The organism is Geodermatophilus nigrescens (assembly GCF_900129495.1).
Taxonomy (GTDB): Bacteria; Actinomycetota; Actinomycetes; order Mycobacteriales; family Geodermatophilaceae; genus Geodermatophilus; species Geodermatophilus nigrescens.
In genome coordinates this window covers 1,232,113-1,257,347 of the sequence record NZ_FQVX01000001.1, presented here as the reverse complement: position 1 = coordinate 1,257,347, position 25,235 = coordinate 1,232,113, and the positions used below count along the sequence as shown (strand labels likewise).

At 77.0% G+C, this 25,235-nt stretch carries 25 protein-coding genes, 1 tRNA gene and 1 pseudogene; 9 read left to right on the top strand and 18 right to left on the bottom strand.

The window, feature by feature from the left end:
• A complete protein-coding gene (hrcA, locus tag BUE37_RS06295) occupies window positions 1–1,023 on the bottom strand; it encodes a heat-inducible transcriptional repressor HrcA (protein ID WP_073419184.1) in 1,023 nt (340 codons plus the stop codon).
• Between the two features lie 65 nt (window positions 1,024–1,088).
• On the opposite strand from hrcA, the gene BUE37_RS24960 reads away from it, so the two are divergent.
• From BUE37_RS24960 to BUE37_RS23700, 3 genes are all read left to right on the top strand, one after another.
• Window positions 1,089–1,604, top strand: a complete 516-nt coding sequence (locus BUE37_RS24960; RefSeq protein ID WP_425432412.1) for a type II toxin-antitoxin system VapB family antitoxin — start codon at window positions 1,089–1,091, stop codon at window positions 1,602–1,604.
• A gap of 32 nt (window positions 1,605–1,636) precedes the next feature.
• Window positions 1,637–2,074, top strand: a complete 438-nt coding sequence (locus BUE37_RS06285; protein ID WP_245794329.1) for a GNAT family N-acetyltransferase — start codon at window positions 1,637–1,639, stop codon at window positions 2,072–2,074.
• A 73-nt stretch (window positions 2,075–2,147) separates the two neighbouring features.
• Complete coding sequence (locus tag BUE37_RS23700; RefSeq protein WP_175562793.1) at window positions 2,148–2,309, top strand: hypothetical protein; 162 nt, start codon at window positions 2,148–2,150, stop codon at window positions 2,307–2,309.
• A gap of 4 nt (window positions 2,310–2,313) precedes the next feature.
• Here BUE37_RS23700 and BUE37_RS06280 read toward each other — a convergent pair whose 3' ends face one another.
• The 5 genes from BUE37_RS06280 to hemW form a co-directional block, all read right to left on the bottom strand.
• On the bottom strand, window positions 2,314–2,952 hold the full coding sequence (locus tag BUE37_RS06280; protein WP_073419183.1) for a response regulator transcription factor: 639 nt from the start codon (window positions 2,950–2,952) through the stop codon (window positions 2,314–2,316).
• On the bottom strand, window positions 2,949–4,061 hold the full coding sequence (locus BUE37_RS06275) for a sensor histidine kinase (RefSeq protein ID WP_073419182.1): 1,113 nt from the start codon (window positions 4,059–4,061) through the stop codon (window positions 2,949–2,951). Before BUE37_RS06275 ends, BUE37_RS06280 begins: the two co-directional genes overlap by 4 nt.
• An 18-nt stretch (window positions 4,062–4,079) precedes the next feature.
• Entirely contained in the window at window positions 4,080–4,820 is a 741-nt protein-coding gene (locus tag BUE37_RS06270) for an ABC transporter permease (protein ID WP_073419181.1), read from the bottom strand.
• A complete protein-coding gene (locus BUE37_RS06265; RefSeq protein ID WP_073419615.1) occupies window positions 4,817–5,698 on the bottom strand; it encodes an ABC transporter ATP-binding protein in 882 nt (293 codons plus the stop codon). Before BUE37_RS06265 ends, BUE37_RS06270 begins: the two co-directional genes overlap by 4 nt.
• A gap of 69 nt (window positions 5,699–5,767) precedes the next feature.
• On the bottom strand, window positions 5,768–6,991 hold the full coding sequence (gene hemW, locus BUE37_RS06260; RefSeq protein ID WP_073419180.1) for a radical SAM family heme chaperone HemW: 1,224 nt from the start codon (window positions 6,989–6,991) through the stop codon (window positions 5,768–5,770).
• Between the two features lie 47 nt (window positions 6,992–7,038).
• Here hemW and BUE37_RS06255 point away from each other — a divergent pair, with 47 nt between their 5' ends.
• Window positions 7,039–7,821: an enoyl-CoA hydratase-related protein gene (locus BUE37_RS06255; protein ID WP_245794327.1), complete on the top strand. Its 783-nt coding sequence runs from the start codon at window positions 7,039–7,041 to the stop codon at window positions 7,819–7,821.
• A gap of 32 nt (window positions 7,822–7,853) precedes the next feature.
• Complete coding sequence (locus tag BUE37_RS23695; RefSeq protein ID WP_175562792.1) at window positions 7,854–8,009, top strand: hypothetical protein; 156 nt, start codon at window positions 7,854–7,856, stop codon at window positions 8,007–8,009.
• A 103-nt stretch (window positions 8,010–8,112) separates the two neighbouring features.
• On the opposite strand, the gene BUE37_RS06250 is transcribed toward BUE37_RS23695, so the two are convergent.
• The 5 genes from BUE37_RS06250 to BUE37_RS06235 form a co-directional block, all read right to left on the bottom strand.
• Window positions 8,113–8,487: a PH domain-containing protein gene (locus BUE37_RS06250; RefSeq protein WP_073419178.1), complete on the bottom strand. Its 375-nt coding sequence runs from the start codon at window positions 8,485–8,487 to the stop codon at window positions 8,113–8,115.
• 147 nt (window positions 8,488–8,634) lie between these two features.
• Entirely contained in the window at window positions 8,635–10,380 is a 1,746-nt protein-coding gene (gene selB, locus BUE37_RS06245) for a selenocysteine-specific translation elongation factor (RefSeq protein ID WP_073419177.1), read from the bottom strand.
• On the bottom strand, window positions 10,371–11,681 hold the full coding sequence (gene selA / locus BUE37_RS06240; protein ID WP_073419176.1) for an L-seryl-tRNA(Sec) selenium transferase: 1,311 nt from the start codon (window positions 11,679–11,681) through the stop codon (window positions 10,371–10,373). Before selA ends, selB begins: the two co-directional genes overlap by 10 nt.
• Window positions 11,682–11,719: 38 nt before the next feature.
• Window positions 11,720–11,815, bottom strand: a tRNA-OTHER gene (locus tag BUE37_RS23690).
• Between the two features lie 21 nt (window positions 11,816–11,836).
• Window positions 11,837–12,478, bottom strand: a complete 642-nt coding sequence (locus BUE37_RS06235) for a DUF6624 domain-containing protein (protein ID WP_217651135.1) — start codon at window positions 12,476–12,478, stop codon at window positions 11,837–11,839.
• 79 nt (window positions 12,479–12,557) lie between these two features.
• Between BUE37_RS06235 and selD the strand changes: the two genes are divergently transcribed.
• The 3 genes from selD (at window position 12,558) to BUE37_RS06220 (ending at window position 15,308) form a co-directional block, all read left to right on the top strand.
• Window positions 12,558–13,565, top strand: a complete 1,008-nt coding sequence (gene selD / locus BUE37_RS06230) for a selenide, water dikinase SelD (RefSeq protein WP_073419175.1) — start codon at window positions 12,558–12,560, stop codon at window positions 13,563–13,565.
• A gap of 166 nt (window positions 13,566–13,731) precedes the next feature.
• Entirely contained in the window at window positions 13,732–14,277 is a 546-nt protein-coding gene (locus BUE37_RS06225) for a hypothetical protein (RefSeq protein ID WP_139252829.1), read from the top strand.
• Between the two features lie 65 nt (window positions 14,278–14,342).
• A complete protein-coding gene (locus tag BUE37_RS06220) occupies window positions 14,343–15,308 on the top strand; it encodes a zinc-binding dehydrogenase (protein ID WP_073419173.1) in 966 nt (321 codons plus the stop codon).
• Here BUE37_RS06220 and BUE37_RS06215 read toward each other — a convergent pair.
• Genes BUE37_RS06215 through lepA form a run of 4 tightly spaced genes read right to left on the bottom strand, consistent with a single transcriptional unit; the run spans window position 15,298 to window position 20,244 of the window.
• Window positions 15,298–17,034, bottom strand: a complete 1,737-nt coding sequence (locus tag BUE37_RS06215) for an MFS transporter (protein ID WP_083628340.1) — start codon at window positions 17,032–17,034, stop codon at window positions 15,298–15,300. The genes BUE37_RS06220 and BUE37_RS06215 overlap by 11 nt on opposite strands.
• The gene (locus BUE37_RS06210; RefSeq protein ID WP_073419172.1) at window positions 17,003–17,695 is read right to left on the bottom strand and encodes an LppX_LprAFG lipoprotein; all 693 of its coding nucleotides are present in this window, start codon (window positions 17,693–17,695) and stop codon (window positions 17,003–17,005) included. The genes BUE37_RS06215 and BUE37_RS06210 overlap by 32 nt, the downstream gene beginning before the upstream one ends.
• Before the next feature lie 60 nt (window positions 17,696–17,755).
• Window positions 17,756–18,418 (bottom strand): MOSC domain-containing protein, encoded by a 663-nt coding sequence (locus BUE37_RS06205; protein WP_073419171.1) that lies wholly within the window; start codon window positions 18,416–18,418, stop codon window positions 17,756–17,758.
• On the bottom strand, window positions 18,415–20,244 hold the full coding sequence (gene lepA, locus BUE37_RS06200) for a translation elongation factor 4 (RefSeq protein ID WP_073419170.1): 1,830 nt from the start codon (window positions 20,242–20,244) through the stop codon (window positions 18,415–18,417). The genes BUE37_RS06205 and lepA overlap by 4 nt, the downstream gene beginning before the upstream one ends.
• 174 nt (window positions 20,245–20,418) lie before the next feature.
• On the opposite strand from lepA, the gene rpsT reads away from it, so the two are divergent.
• On the top strand, window positions 20,419–20,679 hold the full coding sequence (gene rpsT, locus BUE37_RS06195) for a 30S ribosomal protein S20 (RefSeq protein WP_073419169.1): 261 nt from the start codon (window positions 20,419–20,421) through the stop codon (window positions 20,677–20,679).
• A 115-nt stretch (window positions 20,680–20,794) separates the two neighbouring features.
• Here the strand turns inward: rpsT and holA are convergent, their stop codons facing one another.
• The 3 genes and pseudogenes from holA to BUE37_RS06175 form a co-directional block, all read right to left on the bottom strand.
• Window positions 20,795–21,712: a DNA polymerase III subunit delta gene (holA, locus tag BUE37_RS24380; RefSeq protein ID WP_245794389.1), complete on the bottom strand. Its 918-nt coding sequence runs from the start codon at window positions 21,710–21,712 to the stop codon at window positions 20,795–20,797.
• 415 nt (window positions 21,713–22,127) lie between these two features.
• Window positions 22,128–23,558 (bottom strand): annotated as a pseudogene (locus tag BUE37_RS24375) (ComEC/Rec2 family competence protein); the annotation flags it as partial.
• A 671-nt stretch (window positions 23,559–24,229) separates the two neighbouring features.
• Window positions 24,230–25,120: a ComEA family DNA-binding protein gene (locus tag BUE37_RS06175; protein WP_073419167.1), complete on the bottom strand. Its 891-nt coding sequence runs from the start codon at window positions 25,118–25,120 to the stop codon at window positions 24,230–24,232.
• Between the last annotated feature and the right edge of the window lie 115 nt (window positions 25,121–25,235).

Genomic DNA, 25,235 nt, shown 5'->3' with positions numbered 1-25,235 from the left:
TCAGCTCTCGGCCAGCAGGTGGCCGACGTAGCGGGCCACGGCGCGCACCGCGGCCATGTTGCCCGGATAGTCCATGCGGGTCGGGCCGACGATGCCGAGCCCGCCCAGTGCGCGGTCGCCGGTGCCGTACCCGACGGAGACCACCGACGCGCCCGCGAGCGCCTCGTGCGCGTTCTCCTCGCCGATGCGCACCAGCACCGTGCCGCCGCTGTCGACCTCGCTGATCAGCTTGAGCACCACGACCTGCTCCTCGAGCGCCTCGAGCAGCGGCCGCAGGCTGCCGGGGAAGTCGACGGCGACCCGGGCGAGGTTCGCCGTCCCGCCGACGACGAGCCGGTCCTCCCCCGGCTCGACCAGCGTCTCCACCAGGGCGGCGCCGACCGCCGCGACGAGCGCCCGCAGGTGCGGCGGGGCGGTGTCGAGCAGCTCGGGCACCTTGCCGCCGGCGTCGGCCAGGCGCGCGCCGGTGAACGCGGAGTTCAGCAGCGCCCGCAGGTCGGCGACGTCGTCGCGGGCCACGTCGGCGGGGCACTCGACCACGCGCTGCTCGACCCGGCCGGTGTCGGTGATGAGCACCAGCAGCAGCCGCGAGCCGGTCAGCTGCACCACCTCGAGGTGGCGCACGGCGCTGCGCGACAGCGTCGGGTACTGGACGACGGCGACCTGGTGGGTCAGCTGCGCGAGCAGCCGCACCGTGCGGCCGAGGACGTCGTGCAGGTCGACGGCGCCGTCGAGGAACCGCTCGATCGCCTTGCGCTCGGCGCCCGACAGCGGCTTGACCGACGACAGCCGGTCGACGAACAGGCGGTAGCCCTTGTCGGTGGGCACCCGGCCGGCGCTGGTGTGCGGCTGGGTGATGTAGCCCTGCTCCTCGAGCACCGCCATGTCGTTGCGGATGGTGGCCGGCGAGACGCCCAGGTCGTGGCGGTCGGCCAGGGCCTTGCTGCCCACCGGGTCGTTGGTGGAGACGAAGTCCTGGACGATGGCCCGCAGGACCTGGAGCCGGCGTTCGTCGTGCGCCACGGTGACACCTCCCCGTACCGGTCGACGTCTGCCGTGCGGGCCGCCGCGGGGCGGCCCCGGCGGCGGTGCCGGCGGCCCCGGAGGGCTGGCACTCGCACGGACTGAGTGCCAGCCCAGCATACGACCGGCGGGGCGTTCCGTCGCGGAGCCGGACGGGCGCCACACCCTCCGGGGGGCGGCGGCGGGCTGCCCGCACGGTGGATAGGGTGGCCGCGGACGGTGCCGGTGCGGGGTGGTCGGACGGAGGTCGGGCCCTGATCTTCAAAGCGGTGCGCAACGGGCGTCCCTATCCCGAGCACGGCCTGTCCACCAAGGACTGGGCGATGATCCCGCCCCGTCAGATCCGGCTCGACACGCTGGTCACCACCAAGAGCGAGCTGGCGCTGGACACGCTGCTGGCCGACGACTCGACGTTCTACGGCGACCTGTTCCCGCACGCCGTCCAGTGGCACGGCGACCTCTACCTGGAGGACGGGCTGCACCGGGCGCTGCGGGCGGCGCTGCAGCAGCGCACGGTCATCCACGTGCGGGTGCTCGACCTCGACGCGCTCATGCCCGCCGACCCCACCCGTCCCCTCTGAGCGCCGTCCCGGCCGACCTCGGCGGCGGGGTCGTGCTGCGCCGGATGGTGGCCGCCGACCTGCCGGCCGTCGTCGCGCTGCTGACCGACGACGTGCTCGGCGCCGGCCGGGAGACCGCCGACCCGGCGCCCTACGAGCGGGCGTTCGCCGCCGTCGACGCCGACCCCGCGCACCTGCTGGTCGTGGCCGACGACGGCGGCACGGTCGCCGGCACGCTGCAGCTGTCGTTCCTGCCGGGGCTCTCCCGCGGCGGGGCGCTGCGGGCGCAGGTCGAGGGCGTGCGGGTGGCCGCGGCAGCGCGCGGGCGGGGGCTCGGCGAGGCGATGCTGCGCTGGTGCGCCGCGGAGGCCCGCCGCCGGGGCGCGGCACTGCTGCAGCTCACCACCGACGTCCGCCGTCCCGACGCCCGGCGGTTCTACGAGCGGCTGGGCTTCGAGGCGTCGCACGTCGGGATGAAGCTGCCGCTGTAGGCCGCGACCGCAGCGGCCGGGGTCAGGTCCAACTCCCCTGTCCGGCGGGGTGGGCCGCTCCTAGCGTCGGCCCATGACTCGGAAGCCGATGCGGTGCCGGTTCGGGATGCACTCCTACGTCCGGCGCCCACCCGACCGCGAGCGGCCCTCCGGGCCGGACGACAAGGTGTGCCGGCTCTGCGGGAAGCAGACCGGCGCCCCGTTCGGGAACGCCCCGTGGGTCTTCCCCGGCTGACCGTCTAGAGCCAGCCCTTGTCCGCGGCGACGCGGGCGGCCTCCACCCGGGTGCGGGCGCCGGTCTTGCCGATCGCCGAGGACAGGTAGTTGCGCACCGTGCCCTCGGACAGGAACAGCTTGCGGGCGATGTCGGCGACGGTGGCGCCGTCGGCGGCCTCGCGCAGCACGTCGGCCTCGCGCCCCGACAGCGGTGTGGCCCCGATGGCGAGGGCCGCGGCGGCGAGGTCGCGGTCGATGACCCGCTCCCCTGCGACGACGGCGCGGATGGCCTTCGCCAGCTCGGCCACGGGGGCGTCCTTGACGAGGAACCCGGCGGCGCCGACCTCCATGGCGCGGCGCAGGAAGCCGGGTCGGCCGAAGGTGGTCAGCACGACCGCGCGCACGTCGGGCAGCTCGGCGGCCAGCTCGCGGGCGGCCTCCAGCCCGTCCTGCCCGGGCATCTCGATGTCGAGCAGGGCGACGTCGGGCCGGTGCTCGCGGGCGGCGGCCAGCACCTCGTCGCCGCGGCCGACCTCGGCGACGACGGTGAGGTCGGGCTCGAGTTCCAGCAGCGCCCGGAGGGCCCCGCGGACCATCGACTGGTCCTCGGCGACGAGCACCCGGATGACACCGGTCGCGCCGTCGGTCACCCCGTCGCTCACGGGGCCGTCCCGGCCGGCACGGGGGCCAGCGGGAGGACGGCGCGCAGCTCGTAGCCGCCGTCGCGCCCGGCGCCGCCGGTGAGCGCCCCGCCGAGCTTGCCGACCCGCTCGGCGAGGCCGGCCAGCCCGGAGCCGGGCTCGGTGTCCTCGGCCGGGCCGCGGCCGTCGTCGGCGACGGTGAGGACCGCCTCGACGCCGTCGTCGGTGAGCGTGACGGCGACCGCCCGGGCGCCGCTGTGCCGCAGCACGTTCGTCGTCGCCTCGCGGACCACCCAGCCCAGCGCCGCGTCGACCGGCCCGGGCAGGGTGGGCACGCGGGCGGGCAGCCGGACGGCGATGCCCGCGCCCGACAGCGCCGAGCGCGCCTCGGCGAGCGCCTGCGCGCAGCTGACCTGGCGGTAGCCGCTCACGGCGTCGCGCACCTCGGCCAGGGCCCGGCGGGCCACCCCCTCGACGTCGGCCATCTCGGTGCGGGCGCGCGCCGGGTCGGCCTCGGCCAGCCGGCCGGCGAGCTCGCTCTTGAGCGCGATGAGCGACAGGCTGTGGCCGAGCAGGTCGTGCAGGTCGCGGGCGAAGCGCAGCCGCTCCTCGGCGACGGCGTTGCGGGCCAGCTCCTCGCGCGCCGCGGCGAGCTCGGTGTTGACCGAGACGAGGTGCCGGGTGCCGAGCAGCGCGAACGCCGTGAGCACGCACATCACCGGCAGGATGAAGAGGTTGGCCAGCTGGCCGTCGGCCGCCACGACGGCGACGCACACGGCCGCGGCGCCGACGACCGCCCACCACACCCGGCGCTGGGGCAGGGCCACCGCCGAGGCCGCCGACACGTAGATCATCAGCCCGGCCCAGGACGGCCCCATCGCGACGGCGAGCCCGACGCCGAGCGCTCCGACCACCGCCAGCCGGACCAGCGTCCCCTCGGTGCGGCAGCCGCCGAAGGACCGGCGGAACACGTCGAGGTAGACGACGGTGAACGCCAGCAGCGCCGCGCCGGCCAGCACGCGGACCGCCAGGGGCCGCTCGGTGGTGACCAGGTCCGCGGCGGGGAACACCTGGAAGAGCAGCCAGGGCAGCGACCAGCCGATCTGCTGCCAGCGGCTGTGGACGTCCACGGCGCGACCGTATCCGGGTCAGCCGGCGGTCGCGGTCAGCGGGCGACGGCGCGCGACCCCGACCGCGAGCGCGGCGAACGCGACGGCGAACCCGGTGAGCAGCGCCAGTGGCAGCACCGCGGGCACCCCGCCGGCGGCGACGTCCCGGCCGGCCTCGGCGTACCAGTACGAGGGCAGGACCCGTGCGAACGCCCGCAGCCCCGACGGGAACAGCTCGACCGGCACCCACAGCCCGCCCAGCGCGGCGAGCACGGTGGTGAGGATGCCGATCGCGCCGCCGGCCGCCTTCTCCTCCAGCGCCCAGCCGAGCAGCAGGCCCAGCGCGACGAACACCGCCGAGCCGAGCCACAGCACGCCGACCAGCCCGGCCCACTCCGCGGCGCCGAGCCGCACGCCGTTGACGAACCGGCCGACCCCGGCCACGACCAGCAGCGGCGGGAGGGTGAGCAGCATGCCGACGGCGACGTCGACGGCGACCACCGTCGTCTGCGGCACCGGCGTCACCCGCAGCTGGCGCAGCCAGCCCGACGCCCGGTCGAACGACAGCCGGACCGTGGCGCCGAGGGCCGCCCCGATGGCGCCGTAGGCCATCATCGCGACCATCGTGGCGGCGGCCTGCTCCTGGCTGACGCCGCCCGGCGCGCCGGCGAAGACCTGGGTGAAGAAGACGGTGAACGCGGCCGGCAGCACCACGGTGAACAGCAGGTACTGCCGGTTGCGGCCGACCCGGCGCAGCTGGAAGGCGAACAGCGGGCTCATCGGGCGGCTCCCGTCGTGAGGCTGAGGACGGCGTCCTCGAGGCTGGCGCCGCGGACCTCGAGGTCGGTCAGCGGGACGCCGGCGTCGAGCAGCCCGCGCAGGGTCGCTTCGACGTCGGTGGTGGCGAGGGTGACGACGCCGCCCCGCCGGGTGCCGGCGGTGACCCCGGGGACGTCGTCGGGGACCCGGTCGGCGGTGAGCCGGACGCTGCGCCCGGCCACCGCGGAGCGCACCGCGGCCGAGGACCCGTCGGCGACGACCCGGCCGCCGGCGAGGACGACCACGCGGTCGGCGACGGCGTCGGCCTCCTCGAGGTGGTGGGTGGCGAAGACGACGGTGGTGCCGCGCGCGGCGAGGTCGCGCATCGTGGCCCAGAAGGCGCAGCGTCCCTCGACGTCCATGGCCGAGGTGGCCTCGTCGAGCAGCAGCAGCGGCGGCTGGCCGGCCAGCGCGAGGGCCAGCATCACGCGCTGGCGCTGACCGCCGGACAGCGCGTCGACCGGCCGGCCGAGCAGCCCGCCGATCCCGGTGGTGGCGACGAGGTCGTCCAGCGGCCACGGGTCGGGGTAGCTGCGGCGCACCAGGTGCACGACCTCCCCGACCCGCGCCTCGCCGGGCAGCCCGCCGTGCTGCAGCATCGCGCCGACGCAGCCGGCGCGGACGGCGTCGGCCGGGGCGCGGCCGAGCACGCGGACCCTCCCGGCGGCCGGGCGCACCAGCCCGAGGACCGCGGAGACGGTGGAGGACTTGCCGGCGCCGTTGGGGCCGAGCAGCGCGACGGTCTCGCCCTGGCCGATGCGCAGGTCGAGGCCGTCGACGGCGAGCACGTCGCGGTGGCGGACGGTGAGACCGGCGACGTCGAGGGCGTCCGAGGGCATGCGCCGAGCCTGGCCGCGGGGCCCGCCCGGGCAGTAGTGCGGGACGTCGTCGTCCCGCCGTGACACCTGTCAGTCGGTCAGGTCGCGGACGACGGCGTCGGCGAGCAGGCGGCCGCGGTCGGTGAGCACCGCGCGCCCCGCCTCGTGCGCGCCCGGGTCGAGCAGGCCGCGGGCGACGGCGTCCGCGGCGCGCAGCCGGCCGGCGTCGGACAGCGCCGTGAGCGGCAGGCCGTCGCGCAGCCGCAGGCCGAGCATGACCGTCTCCAGCGTCCGGTCGGCGGGCTCGAGCACCTCGCGGTCGGCGGCCGGGCTCTCCCCCGCGGCCAGCCGCTGCGCGTACGCGGCCGGGTGCTTGACGTTCCACCAGCGCACGCCGCCGACGTGGCTGTGCGCGCCCGGGCCGATCCCCCACCAGTTGGCGTTGGCCCAGTAGAGCTCGTTGTGCCGGCAGCGGGCGGCGTCGCCGCGCGACCAGTTGCTCACCTCGTACCAGTCGAAGCCGGCGCCGCGCAGCACGGTGTCGGCCTGCACGTAACGGTCGGCGAGGACGTCGTCGTCGGGCATGGGGAGCTCGCCGCGGGAGATCCGGCGGGCCAGGCGCGTGCCGTCCTCCACGATCAGCGCGTAGGCGCTGACGTGGTCGACCGGCGCGGCGAGGACGGCGTCGAGCGAGGCGGCCCAGTCGGCGTCGGTCTCGCCCGGGGTGCCGTAGATGAGGTCGAGGTTGACGTGCTCGAAGCCCGCGGCGACCGCCTCACGCGCGGCCTGCGCGGCCCGGCCGGGGGTGTGCCGGCGGTCGAGGACGGCGAGCACGTGCTCGGCCGCGGACTGCATGCCGAGGCTGAGCCGGGTGAAGCCGGCCGCGCGCAGGGTGGCGAGCGACGCCGGGGTCACCGACTCGGGGTTGGCCTCCGTGGTCACCTCGACGCCGGGCGCGACGGGGAACAGCTCGCGGACGGCGGCCATGACGGCGGCCAGGTCCTCGGCGGGCAGCAGGGTCGGGGTGCCGCCGCCGACGAAGACGGTGGAGACCGTCGGCAAGTCGGGGCCGAGGACCTCCGCGGCGCGGCGCAACTCGGCGATCGCGGTGCCGGCGTACTCGGCGCGGTTGGCGCCGGGGCCGAGCTCGTCGGAGGTGTAGGTGTTGAAGTCGCAGTAGCCGCAGCGCGTGGCGCAGAAGGGCACGTGCACGTACAGGCCGAAGGGCGTCGTCGTCAGGTGCTCGCGGGCGCCGGCCGGCAGTGCGTCGTCCGCCGGCGGCCGCGCCGGCAGCAGCGGCAGGGTGGTGGTCATCTGCTCCCAGTGTGCCGCGCGGCCGCCACCCCGGGCAGGATGCCCGGGTGAGCTCTGCGCCCGTGGGTGAGGACCGGCTGCTGCAGGTGACCGTCGCGGGGGGCGTGGCCCGGCTCGTCCTGGACTCCCCCGCCAACCGCAACGCGCTGTCCCGGGCGATGCGGGCGCAGCTGCGCGGGGCGCTGGACGCGGCGCTGGACGACGACGCCGTCCGCGTCGTGGTGCTCGACCACACGGGGCGGGTGTTCTGCTCCGGGATGGACCTGTCCGAGGCGGCCGGGGCGGGCGCGGGCGACCAGGGCGTGCGGGAGCTGCCCGACCTGCTCGAGACGATCTGGACCTCGCCCAAGCCGGTGCTGGCCGTGGTCCGCGGGCCGGCGCGAGCGGGCGGGGTGGGGCTCGCGGCCGCCTGCGACGTGGTGGTCGCGGCGTCGACGGCGACGTTCGGGATGTCGGAGGTGCGGCTCGGGCTGGTGCCGGCCGTCATCTCCGCCGTGGTGCTGCCGCGGATGCTGCCGCACGTGGCGCACCGGCTGATGCTCACCGGCGAGGTGTTCGACGCGCCCGCTGCGGCCGCCGGCGGGCTGGTGGACCTCGTGGCCGCCGACGACGAGCTCGACGCCGCGGTGGATGTGCAGGTGCGGGCGCTGGCCGCCGGGTCGCCGTGGGCGCTGGCCGAGACGAAGCGGCTGCTGCGCGCGGGCGGGCTGCGGGGCTCGTTCGACGACCTGCTCGAGCTCTCGGCGCGGGCCTTCGCCGGCGAGGACGGGCAGGAGGGCATCGCGGCGTTCCGGGAGAAGCGCCCGGCCCGGTGGGTGCCCTCGCTCTAGCGCCGGGCCCGTCCCCGCGGGACGCTGCGGCCGTGACCACCCCGCCCGAGGACCCGCGCGAGCGGTTCCGCACCCTCCCCGAGCCGGTCCGCTCCGAGGACACCGTGACCTCACTCGACACCGACGCGCGGCCGCTGCTCGACGACGGCGACGCGCGCGACGCGCTGCTCCGCGAGGCCGGCGGCTGACCTCCCGGACCTCTCCGGCCGGGTGCCCTCTCCGGCCGGGTGCCCTCCCCGGCCGGGTCGTGCTCTGCCCCGCCCCCGTGGGCAGAGCACGACCAGCCCTGGGTCAGAGGACGCGACTGGCGACCAGCTGGCCGAGGGCCCGGATGTCGGAGTTGCCCTTGAACTCCAGCCGCACCTTGCCCAGGCCGCTGAACCACAGGTCCAGCTCGGCGTCGAGGTCGAAGGTGCCGGCCGTCTCGACGGAGAAGGCCTGGATCTTGCTGTACGGCAGCGAGGTGAAGTCCCGCTTGCGGCCGGTCATGCCCTGGATGTTGACGGCGATCAGCCGCTTGTCGGTGAAGACGACGAAGTCGCGCACCGTCTTGAAGGCGTAGTACAGCTGCTCACCCGGGACGAGCAGCGGGGCCACGTCGCCGGCGACGTCCTGGGGGTTGCACTGGCTCAGCTTGAAGACCGAGCCGCTGGAGAAGTCGATCACCCGGACACGCTAGGTCGCCGGAACGTCACCGTCCGCCTCCCACGCCGCCGCGGTGTCCCGATACCGCGGCGGGTCGTGCTCTGCCCCGCCTCCGTGGGCAGAGCACGACCGCGCCCGGGACAGGTGTCGCGCTCCGGCCGGCGTACCTCAGCGCAGCCGGCGGGAGGCGTCGGGCAGCCGCTCGGTCACCCCGCGGGCGTCCAGCCACTCCATGAGGGGCACCGCCACGCGCCGGGTCGTGCCCCACGCCGACCGCGCCTGGCTCAGCGTGAACGGCGGCGGCACCGCCGCCAGCCGCTGCCGCGCCGCCGCCTCCACGCCCGGCGCCAGGTAGACGCCGTCGGCGATCCGCACCAGCTGCCCGTCGCGCACCGCCGCCGCCAGCTCCCGGGGGCCCAGCCGCGCGGCGCGCAGCTCCTCGGCGTCCGGCGCCGCGAACGGGTCGGACGCCAGCCGGGCGCGGATCCCGTCGACCGCGCGCTGCACCGCCGGCGGCAGCCCCGCCGCGGCCACCACCACCCGGCCCTCGCGCAGCGCCAGCGGCGGGCGGACCACGAGCGCCACCAGGTCGTCGGCCGGCAGCTCCAGCTCCCGGCGCACGACGGCGACCGGCGGCCCCGGCTCCAGCGGGTGCGCCTGGCGGTGCGCGGCGACCAGCCCCGGCACCCGGCGGGCCAGGGTGTCCACGAGACCCGGCGCCAGCAGCCAGGGCCCGGACCGCACCGCGTCCTCGGGCACCGGCCAGCCCATCGCGGTGAAGTCGTCGGCCCGCACCACCCGGCGCCTGGCCAGGTCGGCCACCGCGCCCGCGGGCCCGGCCGACTGCGCGTCGAGGTCGGCGGCCCGCTGCCGGGCGGCACCGCGGCGGCGCAGCTCCGGCGGGGCGACGTCGCGGACGTCGGCGCCCAGCACCCGCCGGGCACCCGGGTCGCGCAGCAGCACCCGGTCGCCCACCCGCAGCGGCAGCGGCGCGGCCAGCCGCAGGCGCACCGCCGTCCCCTCCAACGGCCGCAGCCGCGCGGCCACCGCCGCCGAGCCCACGTGCAGCACCGCCTCGGCGGGCAGCCGGTCGGCGGGCTCGCGGGCCAGCGTGACGTCGACCTCGGCGGTGTCCCGGAACGCATCCGGCGTGAGCAGCGCGTCGCCGCGGGAGAGGTCCTCGACGGCGATGCCGCGCAGGTTCAGTGCCACGCGCGCGGTCGCCCGCGCCCCCTCCACGGGCCGGCCCAGCGACTGCACCCCGCGCACCGCCACCTCCCGGCCGCCCAGCGCCAGGCGGTCCCCCGCCGCCACGGAGCCCGCGGCCAGCGTGCCGGTGACCACCGTGCCCGCCCCGCGGATCGGGAAGGCCCGGTCGATCCACAGCCGCACCGGCGCCGCGGGGTCGGGCGCCGGCAGGCCCGCCAGCAGCGTCTCCAGCGCGGCCGCGAGCTCCGGCACGCCCCGTCCCGACGGCGCACTGACCGCCACGCCGGGCACCGCACCCATCGACGTGGCCGCCAGCCGCTCCGTGGCGTCGGCGAGCACCGGCCCCGGGTCGGCGATGTCGGCCTTGGTGACGGCGAGCAGCGCGTGGCGCACGCCGAGCGCGTCCAGGACGGCGACGTGTTCAGTGGTCTGCGCCGACCAGCCGTCGTCGGCCGCCACCACCACGAGCGCCGCGGGCACCGACCCGACGCCGGCGAGCATGTTGCCGACGAACCGCTCGTGGCCCGGCACGTCGACGACGGCCAGCACCCGGCCCGAGGGCAGCGTCGTCCAGGCGAAGCCGAGGTCGATGGTCAGCCCGCGGCGGCGCTCCTCCTCCCACCGGTCGGGCTCCATCCCGGTGAGGGCGCGGACCAGCGTCGACTTGCCGTGGTCGACGTGCCCCGCGGTGGCGATCACGTCCACCGGCGGGCCACCTCCAGCACCGCGGCGGCCAGGTCGTCGTCGGCCGACGGAGGGACGCTGCGCACGTCGAGCAGGGTGCGGCCGTCGGCCACGTACCCGACGACGGGACGCGCGCCGCGCCGCAGCGGCTCCGCGAAGGCCTCCGGCAGCGAGACGGCGGCGCTGGGCAGCGGGTGCTCCGGCGCTCCCCCGCCGCCGACCCGGGCGGCGGAGTCGACGGCGCGGGCGTCGATCCCCGCGGCGGCCAGCCGGGCAGCCAGCGCGCCGGCGCGGGCGCGCAGTCCGGCGACGTCGGCGGCCAGCATCCGCGGCACCGGCGGCAGCGGTCCGCGCAGCGTCGCCTCCAGGGCGGCCAGCGTCGTCTTGTCCACCCGCAGCGCCCGGTAGAGCGGGTGCCGGCGCAGCCGCTGCACGAGGTCGGCGCGGCCGAGCACCAGTCCCGCCTGCGGGCCGCCGAGCAGCTTGTCGCCGCTGGAGAGGACGAGGTCGGCGCCGTCGGCGAGCGTGGTCTGCAGGTCCGGCTCGTCGGGGAGCGCCGGGTGCGGGCGGAGGAGGCCGGAGCCGACGTCGGCCACCAGCGGGACGCCGGTGCCGGCCAGCCCGGCGGCGAGGTCGGCGACCGGCACCGCGCGGGTGAAGCCGCGGACGACGAAGTTCGACGGGTGCACCTTGAGCACCGCGCCGGTGCCCGTTCCGACCGCCCGCGTGTAGTCCTCGAGCGCGACCCGATTCGTGGTGCCGACCTCGCGCAGGCGTGCGCCGGTGGCCTCCAGCAGCTCGGGGATGCGGAAGCCGTCGCCGATCTCGACCAGCTCGCCGCGGGCGATGACCAGCTCGCCGCCGAGCGCCGTCGCCACGAGCGCGAGGGCGGCCGCGCAGTTGTTCACCACGATCGCCGCCCCGGCCGCGGGCACGGCGTCGAGCAGCGCCGCGAGCGCCGCCTCCCCGCGCGGCCCGCGGCGGCCGGTGGCCAGGTCGAGCTCGACGTCGGTCGTGCCGCTGGCGGCGACCACCGCCTCGACCGCGGCCGACGACAGCGGCGCCCGCCCGAGGTTGGTGTGCACCAGGACGCCGGTGGCGTTGAGCACCGGGCGCAGCGACGACGCGGTCGGGGGCAGGCCGGCGAGCACCGCGGCGACGGCGTCGTCCGGCGGGAGCTCGCCCGCGCGGACGCGGGACTGGACGGCGCGGACGGCGTCCTTCACCAGGTCGCGGCCCAGCCGGGCGGCGGCCTCGGCCAGCGCCGGGTCGGCCAGCAGCGTGTCGGTGCGGGGCACTGCCCGCCGCGGGTCGGCGCTCATCGCTGTCGCAGCGTATGCGCGCCGGCCCGCGGGGAGGCTGGCGGAGGCGGACGGGAATCGAACCCGCCTGACCGAGCTGCTCGGCCACGTCGGCTTTAGAGGCCGCGGGGGCCACCAGGCACCCTGACGCCTCCGCCGGGCAGCCTACGGCGCGTTCACTCCTCCGCGCAGATCGCGGACATCTCCTCCAGGTAGTCGGCCCAGGGGTCCAGGCCGGCGTCGGCGCGCAGCTGCTCGACGGCGGCCTCGTCGGCCAGCGGTACCGCCGGCTCGGGCCCCTCCGGCGTGCAGGACACCTGGGTGCCGTAGGTCTGCGGCTGCCCGGTGTTCGCCGCGACCCGGTCGGTCAGGTAGGCGAGGTCGCCGGGCGAGGCCCGCCCCTCGTCGACCGCCGCGCGCAGCAGCTCCAGCGCCCGCTGCTGGAACGCCGGGTCGAGGTCGGAGTGCTGGGCGATCGCCCACGCCGCCTCCGCGCCGTCCTCCCCCACCAGGTCGCGGCCGGGCCAGCCGTGCTCGTCGAGGATCTGCGCCAGCCGCTCGGTGCGCGCGGCGTCGCCCTCCGGGTCGGGGCCGCCGGTGCGCCCGCTCTGGTCGCGCTCGAGCATGGCCAGCAGCTCCGCGCGCAGCGCCGGGTCCGAGCCGGTCGGCACCGGCGTCGCCGCGGTGGGCGCGGCGGACCCGGTGGCGGGTGCCGCCGCGGCGGGCGGCGACGCCGTCGACGCCGCCGGTGGGGGCCCGGCGCCGGTCGCGCAGCCGGCGAGCAGCACCAGCAGCGCGGCGGGCAGCAGGCGGGTCACGGGCGGCCTCCCGGGGTCTGCCGCGAGCGTCCTCGCGCGCGCCCGACGTGTCCAGCCGCGGCGGACTAGCGTCGGCCGGGTGACCAGCGCGCCCGCCACCGTCCGGCTCACCCAGTACGCGCACGGGGGCGGCTGCGCCTGCAAGATCCCGCCCGGCGAGCTCGAGGCCGTCGTCGCGGGGCTCACCCGCACCGGCCCGGCCGACCCGGCCGCCGAGCTGGTGGTCGGCCTCGACGACGGCGACGACGCGGCCGTCGTCCGGATCCCTGGCGGCCAGGGCCTGGTGCTGACCACCGACTTCTTCACCCCGGTCGTCGACGACGCGTACACCTTCGGCCGGATCGCCGCGGCCAACGCGCTGTCCGACGTCTACGCCATGGGCGGCACCCCCGTCGTCGCCGTCAACCTGCTCGGCTGGCCGCGCGACGTGCTGTCCGCCGAGCTCGCCGCCGAGGTGCTGCGCGGCGGGCTGGAGGTGGCGCAGGAGGCCGGCTGCCACGTCGGCGGCGGGCACTCCATCGACGACCCCGAGCCGAAGTACGGCATGGCGGTCACCGGCCTGCTCGACCTCGACCGGGTCATCCGGAACGACACCGCCGTCGCCGGCACGCCGCTGTCGCTGACCAAGCCGCTCGGCGTCGGCGTGCTCAACAGCCGCATGAAGGCCACCGGCGAGGTGAGCGAGGAGGCCGTCGCCTCGATGACGGCGCTCAACCGGGACGCCGCGCGGGCCGCCGTCGCCGCGGGCATCCGGGCCGGCACCGACGTCACCGGGTTCGGCCTGCTCGGCCACCTCTACAAGATGGCCCGGGCCAGCGGGGTGACCGCGGTGGTCGACGCCGCCGCCGTCCCCTACCTCGCCGGCGCGCGGCAGGCGCTGGCCGACGGCTTCGTGTCCGGCGGCACCCGGCGCAACCTCGACTGGGTGCGGCCGCACACCGACCTGTCGGCCGTCGGCGAGGACGAGGCGCTGCTGCTGGCCGACGCGCAGACCTCCGGCGGGCTGCTGCTGGCCGGCGAGGTGCCCGGCGCCCCGGTGATCGGCGAGTTCGTGCCCCGGCAGGACGCGGTCGTCGTCGTCCGCTGAGGTCGTCGTCCGCTGACGTCGTCGTCCGCTGACCCCGGCGCGTCCGGGGCGACGCGCCGTCCCCCGGCCCGCCCGCGTCCGGATCCGTTCCGCGGCTCGCGCGCCGCTGCCACCCTCCCGCCCGCGCCGGACCCGGAGGGCCCGGGCGGCGCGGAGGAGGACGACGATGAGGACGAGGACGGCCGCGGCGGTGACCCTGCTGCTGGCTGCCGGGACCCTGGGCACGCTGACCGGCACGGCGGCAGCGGCACCGCCCGGGAACACGACGACGGGGTCGGCCTACGCCTTCCCGCTCGTCGGCGGCGCGGGGGTGTTCCTAAGCGCCTTCGACCCGGACGGGGAGGCGGCGTTCGTGGTGCCGGAGGTGTTCGCCGGCCGCTACGAGTGCGTGACCGAGGAGCGGGTGCCCGCCGCGTTCTCCGGTCTCGGCGCGGTCAGCGCCGCCGGGACGGCGACGCTCACCTGCTCCGGGTTCGAGGTGCCCGACCTCACCGGGACGCTCACCGTCGACGTGGCCTGGCGCGGCCGCGGGCCGGTCACCGCCCAGCCGCCCGTCCCGTCGGAGTGCCGGCTGCGCGTCCTCGAGCGCGCCGCCGACGTGACCGGCTCGGTCACCGTCGACGTCCCCGGGCTGGTCGACGCGACGGCGGCGCTCGACGGGGTCCCCGGGACGATCCGCTCGGCCCTGTCGAACTGCGCGGCACCGCGCTGACCGCGCGTCCCGGTCCGGCGGGCGCGGTGTCGCCCGCCGGACCGGGGTGTCCTAACGTCCGGCGCATGCGCGCCGTCTTCGTCTCCTCGCCCTCGTCCGACGACCCGCTCTCCGTCCTGGAGGTCGGCGAGCGCCCCGAGCCCGAGGTCCCCGACGGCTGGACGACGGTGCAGGTGAAGGCCGTCTCGCTCAACCACCACGACCTGTTCAGCCTGCGCGGCATCGGGCTGCCGCAGGAGCGGATGCCGATGATCCTGGGCACCGACGCGGCCGGGCTCGACGAGGACGGCAACGAGGTCGTCGTCCACGGCGTCGTCGCCAGCCCCGGCTGGACCGGCGACGAGACGATGGACCCCAAGCGCTCGCTGTTCTCCGAGCTGCACCAGGGCACGATGGCCGAGCGCGTCGCCGTCCCCCGGCGCAACGTGCTGCCCAAGCCCGCCGAGCTGTCCTTCGCCGAGGCGGCCTGCCTGCCCACGGCCTGGCTGACCGCCTACCGGATGCTGTTCGTCCGCTCCGGCCTGCGCCCCGGCCAGACCGTGCTCGTCCAGGGCGCCAGCGGCGGCGTGGCCACCGCGCTCGTCGTGCTCGGCCGGGCCGCCGGCTACCGGATGTGGGTCACCGGGCGCAGCGAGGAGAAGCGGGCCGCCGCGCTGGAGCTCGGCGCGGAGCAGGCCTTCGAGACCGGCGCCCGGCTGCCCGAGCGGGTCGACGGCGTCATGGAGACCGTCGGCAAGGCGACGTGGGGCCACAGCGTCAAGTCGCTCAAGCCCGGTGGCGTCATCGTCACCTCCGGCGCCACCACCGGCTTCGACCCGAGCGCCGAGCTCAACCGCGTCTTCTTCACCCAGCTGTCGGTCGTCGGCTCCACCATGGGCACGCGCGACGAGCTCGAGTCCCTGATGCGGATGTGCGCGGTCACCGGCGTGCGCCCGGTCATCGACGTCGAGCTGCCCGTGACCGAAGCCCGCGAGGGGTTCGCCCGCATGCTCGAGGGCCGCACCGCCGGGAAGATCGTCTTCACGCTCTGACGGGGCGCTCCCGCAGCAGCACCAGCGCCGCGACCGCCGCGAGTCCCGCGGCGACCGCGGCGCCGGCGAAGACCGTGTGCAGCTGGGTGAGGACGGCGGCGTTCGCGGCGGCGTCGTACGCGGGGCAGTCGGCCGGGGTGTCGGGGCAGACGGTGAGCGGCGAGCCGATCGCCTCGACCTCGGCGGTGAACCTCCGCAGCGCGACGGCGGTCAGCAGCGACAGCCCGACCAGCATCCCCACGGTCCGGGCGACGACGGCGAGCGCGCTGGCACTGCCGTGCACCTCCGGCCCGGTGACGGCGAGCAGCACCGCGTTGACCGGCGCGATCGCCAGGCCGAAGCCGAGACCCGCGGCGAGCAGCACGACGGTCGAGGTCCACGAGTCCAGCGAGGTCTCGCCCCAGCCGGTCATCGCCCACAGTGCCAGCGCGGCCAGCGCCATGCCGGCCGCGGCGACCAGCCGGGACGCCACCCGCCGGCACAGCCACCCGCCGGCCACCGCGCCCACCGGGACCGCGACCAGCAGCCGCAGCAGCACCAGTGCCGCGCCCAGCTGGTCGCCGGGCGTGGTGGTGGCGCGGGCGAACAGCGGCACGTCGACCAGCGCGGCCACCAGCGCCACGCCGACCAGCAGGTTGACCAGCAGCGCGCCCCAGGCGCCGGCCGGGCGCAGCGCCCCCAGGGGCAGCACCGGGTCGGGCGTGCGCCGCTCGTGCAGCCAGAACGCGACGGCGGCGGCCGCGGCCACCGGCAGCAGGACCGGCCCGTGGGCGACGACCTCGGTGGCCGGGTCGGCCGCGGCGAAGGACCACACCAGCGCCCCCAGCGCGACGACGGCCAGCAGCGAGCCGACGACGTCGACCTCGCGCACCAGCCGCGGCACCCCGCGCAGCGGCAGCACGGCGCCGTCCGGTGCGGCGAGGCTGCGCGCTCCGAGCGCGACCCCGGCGAGGACGGCGACGAGCACCAGCGGCGTCGTCGCCGGGACGCCGTCGAGCAGCGGCACCCAGGCCAGCCCGAGCGTGACGTCCTCGGCCAGCGCGGCCGGCTCGGCGAGCTGCAGGCCGCCCGCGGCGCCGGCCAGCGCGAGCAGCGCGAGCCCCACGGGGTCCGGCCGCCGTCCCCCGGTGACGACGACCCCGGCGGTCAGCGCCAGGCCGAGCAGCAGGTTGAGCCAGAAGACCGCGCGCCAGTCGGCGACGGCGAGCACCGCGGCGCCGGCCAGCGGCCCGAGCACCGCGCCCGCCTCCTGCACCGCGCCGACGACGCCCAGCGGGACCGCGCGGCGCTCCGGCGGCCACCGGTCGGCCACCAGCGCCAGCGTGGCCGGGACGAGCCCGCCGGCACCCACGCCCTGCAGGCCGCGGCCGGCCACCGCGAGCCCGAGACCGTCCGCCGTCGCCGTCAGCAGCGACCCGAGGGCGAACAGCAGCAGGCAGCCGGCCAGCACGGGGACGCGGCCGCGCAGGTCGGCCAGCCGGCCCAGCAGCGGCAGCGTGGCGGTGTAGCCGAGCAGGAAGCCGCCGATGATCGGCGTCGCCCGCTGCAGCTCGTCGATGCCGACGCCGACCCCGGCGAGGATGTCGGGCAGCGCCAGGACGACGACGTAGGTGTCGGCCGCGGTGACCAGGACCGCCAGCGTCGCGAGGACGACCAGCGGCAGCCCCGGGACCGGGCGGGCGTCCTCCCGCGGCTCAGCCGACTGGCGGTGCGGTGATCTCGACATCGGCGCCGGGGTCGGACAGCTCGATCGTGAAGGTGGCGTCCTGGCCGGAGGCGTAGAACGGGCCGGTCAGCTCGGCGCGGCGCAGCTCGCCGCTGTCGGGGGCCACGGAGAAGCGCGCCTGCACCGGCTGGGCCGGGTCCGCGCTGGTGAGCACCTGCTCGACCAGCTCGCCGGGCAGCTCGGCGGTCACCTCGCGCACCACCTCGCCGTCGACCCGCCGCTCCTCGCCCAGCTGCGCCGAGTCGGCCTCGGCGAGCAGCTGCGAGATGCCGGTGTCCGGGTCGAGCAGCGCGCCCGGGTCGCCGAAGCCGAACTGGGCGGGGTCGACCTCGCTGTAGCCGCTGGTGAACGGCAGCTGGGCGTAGACGGTCCCGTCGACGGAGACCACGGCCAGGTCCAGGGAGGAGCCCGCGGCCAGGACCTGCAGGGTGCCCTCGAAGGAGGCCGGTCGCAGGACGTCGCCCTCGCCGCCGGTCAGCGCGGTGCCGGTGGTCGGGGCGCCCTCGCTGGTGAGCACGAAGTGCAGGCTGCTGGTCTCGTCGAGCGTCGTCTTGGCGCGCTGGAGCAGGTCGCCGGCGGACTCCTCCGGCTCACCGCCCCCGCAGCCGGCGAGCGCGACCACCAGCCCGGCCCCCAGCGCGGCAGCGCGGCGCAACAGCATCCCGACCTCCCCGTTCGTGCCGGGTGCGCCCGGCGCGGGCACGGTAGCGCGCCGCTCGGGTCAGGTCCGGGCGGCCGTGGCCGTGGCGCGCGCGATCCGCTCGGCGAGCTTCGGCCGGTCCTTGACCGGGAACGACGCGAGCGCCGGCTCCAGCTGCGCGACCCGGTACCGCTGGGTGGTCAGCGCCCGGAACGCGAGGCCGGTGGTGACGCCATGACCCGGCCGGTGGACGACGGTCACCTCGTCGCCCGCGCCGACGTCGCCGGTCTCGAGCACCCGCAGGTAGGCGCCGGTGGCACCGCGAGCGGTGAACCGCTTGACCAGGTCCGGGACGTCCCAGAAGCGGGCGAAGTTGGCGCACGGGATGCGCGGCGCGGTCACCTCGACCAGCGCCGTCCCGACCCGCCAGCGCTCCCCCACCTCGGCGGCGGTGAGGTCGACGCCCGCCGTCCGCAGGTTCTCCCCGAACCGGCCCGGCGGCAGGTCGCGGCCGAGCTCGGCGGCCCAGACGTCGGCGTCCTCCTGGGCGAAGGCGTAGACCGCCTGCCCCTCGCCGCCGTGGTACTTGCGGTTGACCTGGACGTCGCCGTCGAGACCCAGCTCGTGCACGGCGACGCGGCCCTCCCGCGGGCGCTTGTCGATGCCACTGCGGTCGGGCCGGCGCCCGGGCAGGGGCAGCAGGTCGGAGCCGGAGACGCAGACGGCGAGGAGCCGGCCGCTCACTTCTTCGCGGCGGACGGCTCGTTGGTGGAGAGCGCGGCGACGAACGCCTCCTGGGGGACCTCGACGCGGCCGACCATCTTCATCCGCTTCTTGCCCTCCTTCTGCTTCTCCAGCAGCTTCCGCTTGCGGGTGATGTCACCGCCGTAGCACTTGGCGAGGACGTCCTTGCGGATGGCGCGCACCGTCTCGCGGGCGATGACCCGGGAGCCGACGGCGGCCTGGATGGGCACCTCGAACTGCTGCCGCGGGATGAGCTCGCGCAGCTTCCCGGCCATCATCACGCCGTAGCTGTACGCCTTGTCCTTGTGGACGATGGCGCTGAACGCGTCGACGGCCTCGCCCTGCAGCAGGATGTCCACCTTGACCAGCGAGGACTCCTGCTCGCCCGCCTCGGCGTAGTCGAGGCTGGCGTAGCCGCGGGTGCGCGACTTCAGAGCGTCGAAGAAGTCGAAGATGATCTCGCCGAGGGGCAGCGTGTAGCGCAGCTCGACCCGGGACTCGCTCAGGTAGTCCATGCCGCCGAGCTGGCCGCGCCGGCTCTGGCACAGCTCCATGATCGCGCCGGTGTAGTCGCTCGGCGCGATGATCGTGGCGTTGACGATCGGCTCGAAGACGCGGTCGATCTTGCCCTCGGGCCAGTCGCTGGGGTTGGTGACGGTGTGCTCGGTGCCGTCCTCCATCACCACCCGGTAGACGACGTTGGGCGCGGTGGAGATGAGGCTGATGCCCGCCTCGCGCTCCAGCCGCTCGCGCACGATCTCCAGGTGCAGCAGGCCGAGGAAGCCGACGCGGAAGCCGAAGCCCAGCGCCGCCGACGTCTCCGGCTCGTAGGTGAGCGCGGCGTCGTTGAGCAGCAGCTTGTCCAGGGCCTCGCGCAGCAGCGGGTACTCGCTGCCGTCGATCGGGTAGAGCCCGGAGTAGACCATCGGCTTGGGGTCGCTGTAGCCGCCGATCGGCTCGGCGGCCGGCTTGTGCTGCAGCGTGACGGTGTCGCCGACGCGGGACTGGCGGACGTCCTTCACGCCGGTGATGAAGTAGCCGACCTCGCCGACGCCGAGGCCCTCGACCGGCTTGGGCTCGGGTGAGATGACGCCGATCTCGAGCAGCTCGTGCGTGGCGCCGGTGGACATCATCTTGATGCGCTCGCGGCTGGAGATCCGGCCGTCGACGACGCGCACGTAGGTGATGACGCCGCGGTAGATGTCGTAGACCGAGTCGAAGATCATCGCGCGGGCCGGCGCCTGCGCGTCGCCGACCGGGGCGGGGATCTGGGCGACGATCTCGTCCAGCAGCTCGGGCACGCCCTCGCCGGTCTTGCCGCTGACCCGCAGGACGTCCTCGGGGTCGCAGCCGATGATGTGCGCGATCTCGGCGGCGTACTTCTCCGGCTGGGCGGCCGGCAGGTCGATCTTGTTGAGGACCGGGATGATCGTGAGGTCGTTCTCCAGGGCCAGGTAGAGGTTGGCCAGGGTCTGCGCCTCGATGCCCTGCGCGGCGTCGACCAGCAGGACCGCGCCCTCGCAGGCGGCCAGCGACCGGGACACCTCGTAGGTGAAGTCGACGTGGCCCGGGGTGTCGATCATGTCGAGGACGTACTCGGCGTCGCCGACCTTCCAGGGCAGGCGCACGTTCTGCGCCTTGATGGTGATGCCGCGCTCGCGCTCGATGTCCATCCGGTCGAGGTACTGCGCGCGCATCTGCCGCGCCTCGATGATCCCGGTCACCTCGAGCATCCGGTCGGCCAGCGTCGACTTGCCGTGGTCGATGTGGGCGATGATGCAGAAGTTCCGGATCCGGGCGGGATCGGTGGCAGCGGGAGTCGTCACAGTGCCGCCATCGTCCCACGACCTCGCCGCCCTGCCGAGCACCCGCCCCGGGCCGGGTGCGACGCGGGTTGGGGTGGCGGTCGGGGCGCTGGTAACCTGGCAGGCCGGTCCGCTGACGCATGACGTCCGGACGCACTGACAGACTCCCTTCCTGCGAGACACCGAGGCTCACGCGTGGCGAACATCAAGTCCCAGATCAAGCGGAACAAGACGAACGAGAAGGCGCGGCAGCGCAACGTCGCCGTCAAGTCCGCCCTGAAGACGGCCGTCCGCCGCTTCCGCGAGGCCGCCGCCGCCGGCGACACCGAGGCCGCGACGACCGCCCTGCAGAAGGCCGGCAAGGCCCTCGACAAGGCCGCCAGCAAGGGCATCATCCACAAGAACCAGGCCGCCAACCGCAAGTCGGGCATGGCCAAGCAGCTGACCAGCCTCTGAGCTGCGTCCCAGCGCTCCTGCGACGAGCCCCGTCCCCGTGAGGGACGGGGCTCGTCGCGTTCCGGGGCCCTCCGGCTCGGAACGGCGCGTCCGGGCGGCCCGGCGGCCCGCCACGTCAGCGCAGGCTGCGGGCCCGGGCGTCGCGGCCGGTGGTGGCGCGGATGTCGACGATCCGGCGGATCGCCCGCTCCAGGGCGTAGTCGGCGCTCGCGGCGACGCCCTTCACGTCGGCGTTGAGCTCGGCGGCCACGCCGATGGCCTGCTGCAGCCCGTCGATGCTCCAGCCGCGCGCCTGCGTCTGGGCCTTCTTGACCTTCCACGGCGGCAGCTTGAGCGCGCGGGCCAGGTCGCCGGTGTTGGCGGTGTTCAGCGAGGTCACCCGGGCCGCGGTGCGGATGCCGTCGGCGATCGCGTCGGCGATGAGCACGTGCGCGACGCCGCGGTCGAGCGCCCAGCGCAGCATCTCCAGCGACCCCGTGCGGTCGCCCACCAGCACCCGCTCGGCGACGGTGAACCCGGTGACCTCGGCCTGACCCCGGTGGAACCGGGCGACGGCGTCGGCGTCGATGGTGCCGCCGAAGTCGGCCACGAGCTGGGTGGCCGCCGACGACAGCGCCCGCAGGTCACCGCCGACCGCGTCGACCAGGGCGCCGATCGCGTCGGGGGTGATCCGGCCGCCGGCCGACCGCACCTCGTTGCGCACGAACGCCGCGCGGTCGCCCGGGGAGGAGATCTTGGCGCACTCGTCGACGGCCCCGCCGGCGGCGGTGAGCGTCTTGATGAGGGCCTCGTTGCGCTTGCCGCCGTGGTGGACGACCACCAGCGTCAGCTCCGGGTCGGGGTCCTTGCAGTAGGCGGTCAGCGCGTCGACCAGGGCGCCGGCCGCCTCCTGCACCCCGGACACGACGACGAGGCGGTGCTCGCCGAACAGGGAGGGCGCCAGCACGTCGGCCAGCTGACCGACGGGCAGGCCGAGGGCGGTCAGCTCGTGCAGCTCGGCCTGCGGGTGGCGCTCGAGGACGGCGGCACGCACGGCGGCCACGGCCCGGGAGCGCAGCAGCTCCTCCTCGCCGACGACGGCCCGCAGGCGGGAGGTCGGTGCCGGGGGTGCCGCTGCCACGTCCCGATGGTGTCACGCGGTGCCGACGGGACCGGCGCTCCGGCAGTGCGTGCCGGGGAGCGCCCCCGCCGGGCTCGCTGCCGGCGCTCTCGGCCGCCACCGCGCCGGCACCCGGGGCACCGCGCGCCGCGACGCCCCACTCCCCCGCCGAGCCGACCACCGCGAGGTCGCCCTCCCGGTCGGTGCGGTGCACCTGCATGCCCGCGCGGGACAGCCAGGTCAGCAGCCTCGGCGCCGGGTGCCCGTAGGTGTTGTCCGCGCCGACGCTGACCAGCGCCACCCGGGCGCCCGACGCCGCGAGGAACGCCGGGTCGGCGTCGGCGCTGCCGTGGTGCGGCACCTTGAGGACGTCGGCGCGCAGGTCGACCCCGCGGGCGAGCACCCGCGCCTCGGCCGCCGCGCTCAGGTCGCCGGTGAGCAGCACCCGGATGCCGCGCACGGTGACCCGGACGACCAGCGACAGGTCGTTGGGCTCGGCGGCCGCCGTCGCGATCTCCGGCGGCGGGGCGAGGACCTCCAGCGTCGCGCCGCCCACGGTGCGCACGTCGCCGGGCGCGAGCACCTCGCGGCGCGCGCCGGCCCGGGCGGTGAGCGCGTCGAGGGCGGGCAGGCGGTCGTCGGCCGGGGACAGCGCGCCGGTGGCGACGGTGCCGACCTCCCGGCCCGTGAGCGCGCCGGCCAGCCCGCCGGCGTGGTCGGCGTCGAGGTGGGACAGCAGGACCAGCGGCAGCGCGTCGATGCCCAGCCGGTCGAGGCAGCGGTCGATCGGCCCGACCTCGGGGCCGGCGTCGACGAGCACGCCCTCCCCCGGTCCGGTGGGCACCACCAGGCCGTCGCCCTGGCCGACGTCGCAGGCGACGAGGACGGCGTCGTCCGGCGGCCAGCCGTCGGCCGCCTGCCGCAGCGGCCAGCCGAGCAGCACCAGGCCCACGGCGGCGGCGAGGGCCAGGGCGCGCAGCCGCCGGAACCGCCACATCAGCAGGCCGGCGGCGAGCAGCAGGGCGGTGAGCAGCAGCGCGCCGCGGGTGCCGGCAGGCCAGCCGACCGCCCCGTCGGGGAGGCCCGCCGCGACCCGGGCCACGGCGACCAGCCACCGCACGGGCCAGCCGGCGAGCCAGGTCAGCGTGTCACCCAGCGGCGGCACGACGGCGCCGGCGAGGGCCGCCAGCAGGCCGAGGACGGTGGCCGGCGGCACCGCGGGCGCGGCGAGCAGGTTGGCCGGCAGCGAGACCGGGCTGACCAGGCCCGACAGGCCGGCGACCAGCGGTGCGGTGGCCAGCCCCGCGGCCGCCGCGACGGCGACGGCGTCGGCGACCGGCCCCGGCCAGCCGCGGTCGCGCAGCCGGCGGGACCAGCCCGGCGCGAGCAGCACGATGGCCGCGGTGGCGCCCACCGACAGCGCGAAGCCGGCGTCGCGGGCCAGTCTGGGGTCGAGGAGCAGCAGGACGGTCACCGCGGCCGCCAGCGCGGGCACCGCCACCCGCGACCGCCCCGACGCGAGCGCCAGCAGCCCGACCCCGCCCATCGCCGCGGCCCGGACGACGCTCGCGCTCGGCCGGGCCAGGACGACGAAGCCGGCGAGGGCGACCAGCGCCACTCCCGCCTGCACGCGCCGGTCGACCGCGCGGCGGCGCAGCGGCGCCAGCACGCCGGCCAGCACGATCGCCACGTTCGCACCGGAGACCGCGGTCAGGTGGGACAGGCCGGCGCGGCGGAAGTCCTCCGCGAGGACCGGGTCCATCGCCCGCGTGTCCCCCACGACCAGGCCGGGCAGCAGCCCCGCCGCGGGATCGCCGAGCACCCGCGCCGCCGAGGCGGCCAGGCCGTCGCGCAGCCCGCCCGCCAGTGCCTGGAACCCCGGCACCGCACCGACGGCCTCCGGCGGGCCCCGCGCCGACAACCGGGCGACCACGCCCTCGGCCGGTGCGGCGGCGGTGACCGCGGCTCGGGCGCGCACCTGCTGGCCGGGCAGCAGGCCCGCCCAGCCCTCCACCGGCGCGAAGACGACCACGTCCGCGGTCAAGTGGACCCGGCCGCCCGCGTGCTCGAGGACGAGGACCGTGGCGTCGAGAGCGAGCCGCGGCGTGGCGGCCGCACCGACGAGCCGCGGGTCGCCGTCCACCTCCAGGACCAGCGCCACCGGGCCCGCACCGGCGACGTCGAGGAGCGGCGAGGTGGCCCGCGCCGCACCCCGGACCGCGGCCGCACCGGCCGTCGTGCCGACCGCGGCGAGGACGGCCAGCGCCACCAGGACCCGCGGCCGGTCGCGGGCGCGGAGCAGGACGGCGGCGGTGAGGACCGCGCCGGCCGCCACCAGCGCCGGGACGAGCGGGGGCAGCGCTCCGGCGGCCAGCGTCACGGCCCACACGGCGACGGCCACCGGCACGAGCCGGAGGTCCACCCACGTCCAGCGGCCCTCCCGCGCGCGGCTCACACCCGCACCCGGTCGGCGAGGTCGGCGTAGATCGACGGGCCGATGCCCGGGACGTCGTCGAGCTGCTCGACGCTGGTGAACCGGCCGGCGCTCTGCCGGTGGTCGACGATCCGCTGCGCCAGGACCGGGCCGATGCCCGGCAGCGCGTCCAGGTCGGCCACGGTGGCGGTGTTGAGGTCGACGGGCCCGGCGGTCGCGGCACCTCCGGCCGGCGCGGCCGCCGGTGCGGCGCCGGGCACGCCGACGGCCACCTGCTCGCCGTCGGCGACCACCGCGGCGAGGTTCACCGACGCCGGGTCGGCCTCCGGCAGCAGTCCGCCCGCCGCGGCGACCGCGTCGGCGACGCGCGAGCCCTGCGGCAGCGTGACCAGGCCGGGGCGCACCACGAGACCCACGACCGAGACGACGACGGTGAGCTGCGCATCGGCGGGCTGGGCGTCGGCGGGCTGGACGTCGGCGGCCGCCCCTCCCGGCGGGTCGGCGGGCGGTGGCGACGCCGAGGCCGGGGCGGGAGCCGGCGGGGCCATCTCGACGGCGGGCCGGTCGAGCCAGGTCCAGCCCGCGAGCAGCAGCGCGGCCAGCAGCCCGGCGGCCCACAGCGCCCGGCTGCCCCGCCGGCCGGGGTCGACGCGGACCGTCCGCGCCGGCGCGCGGTGGCGGCCGAGCCCGGGAGGGAGCCCGTCGGAGAGGTCGTCGCCGGGTGCGCCAGAGGCGTCCCGTCCGGCGTCCTCCTCCGGCTCCTCGCCCCAGCGGTCCTCGTCGGGGGCGTCGTGGTCCCGGGGGTCGTCCTCGGGCAGCCAGCCCGACCGCCGGCCCTCCGCCAGCAGCACCCGCAGCCGGGCACGGATGACGTCGGCGTCGTCGTCGCGGCGGGAGGTCAGGCGCACGCGGCGGACGCTAGGCAGCTCCACCGGTCACCACGCCGGTCGCGGCGGGGCTGTGGACGGCGACCGCGCCTGTGGACGCGCGGAGCCGTTCGAGGGGTCCCCGGGTGCAGCCTGC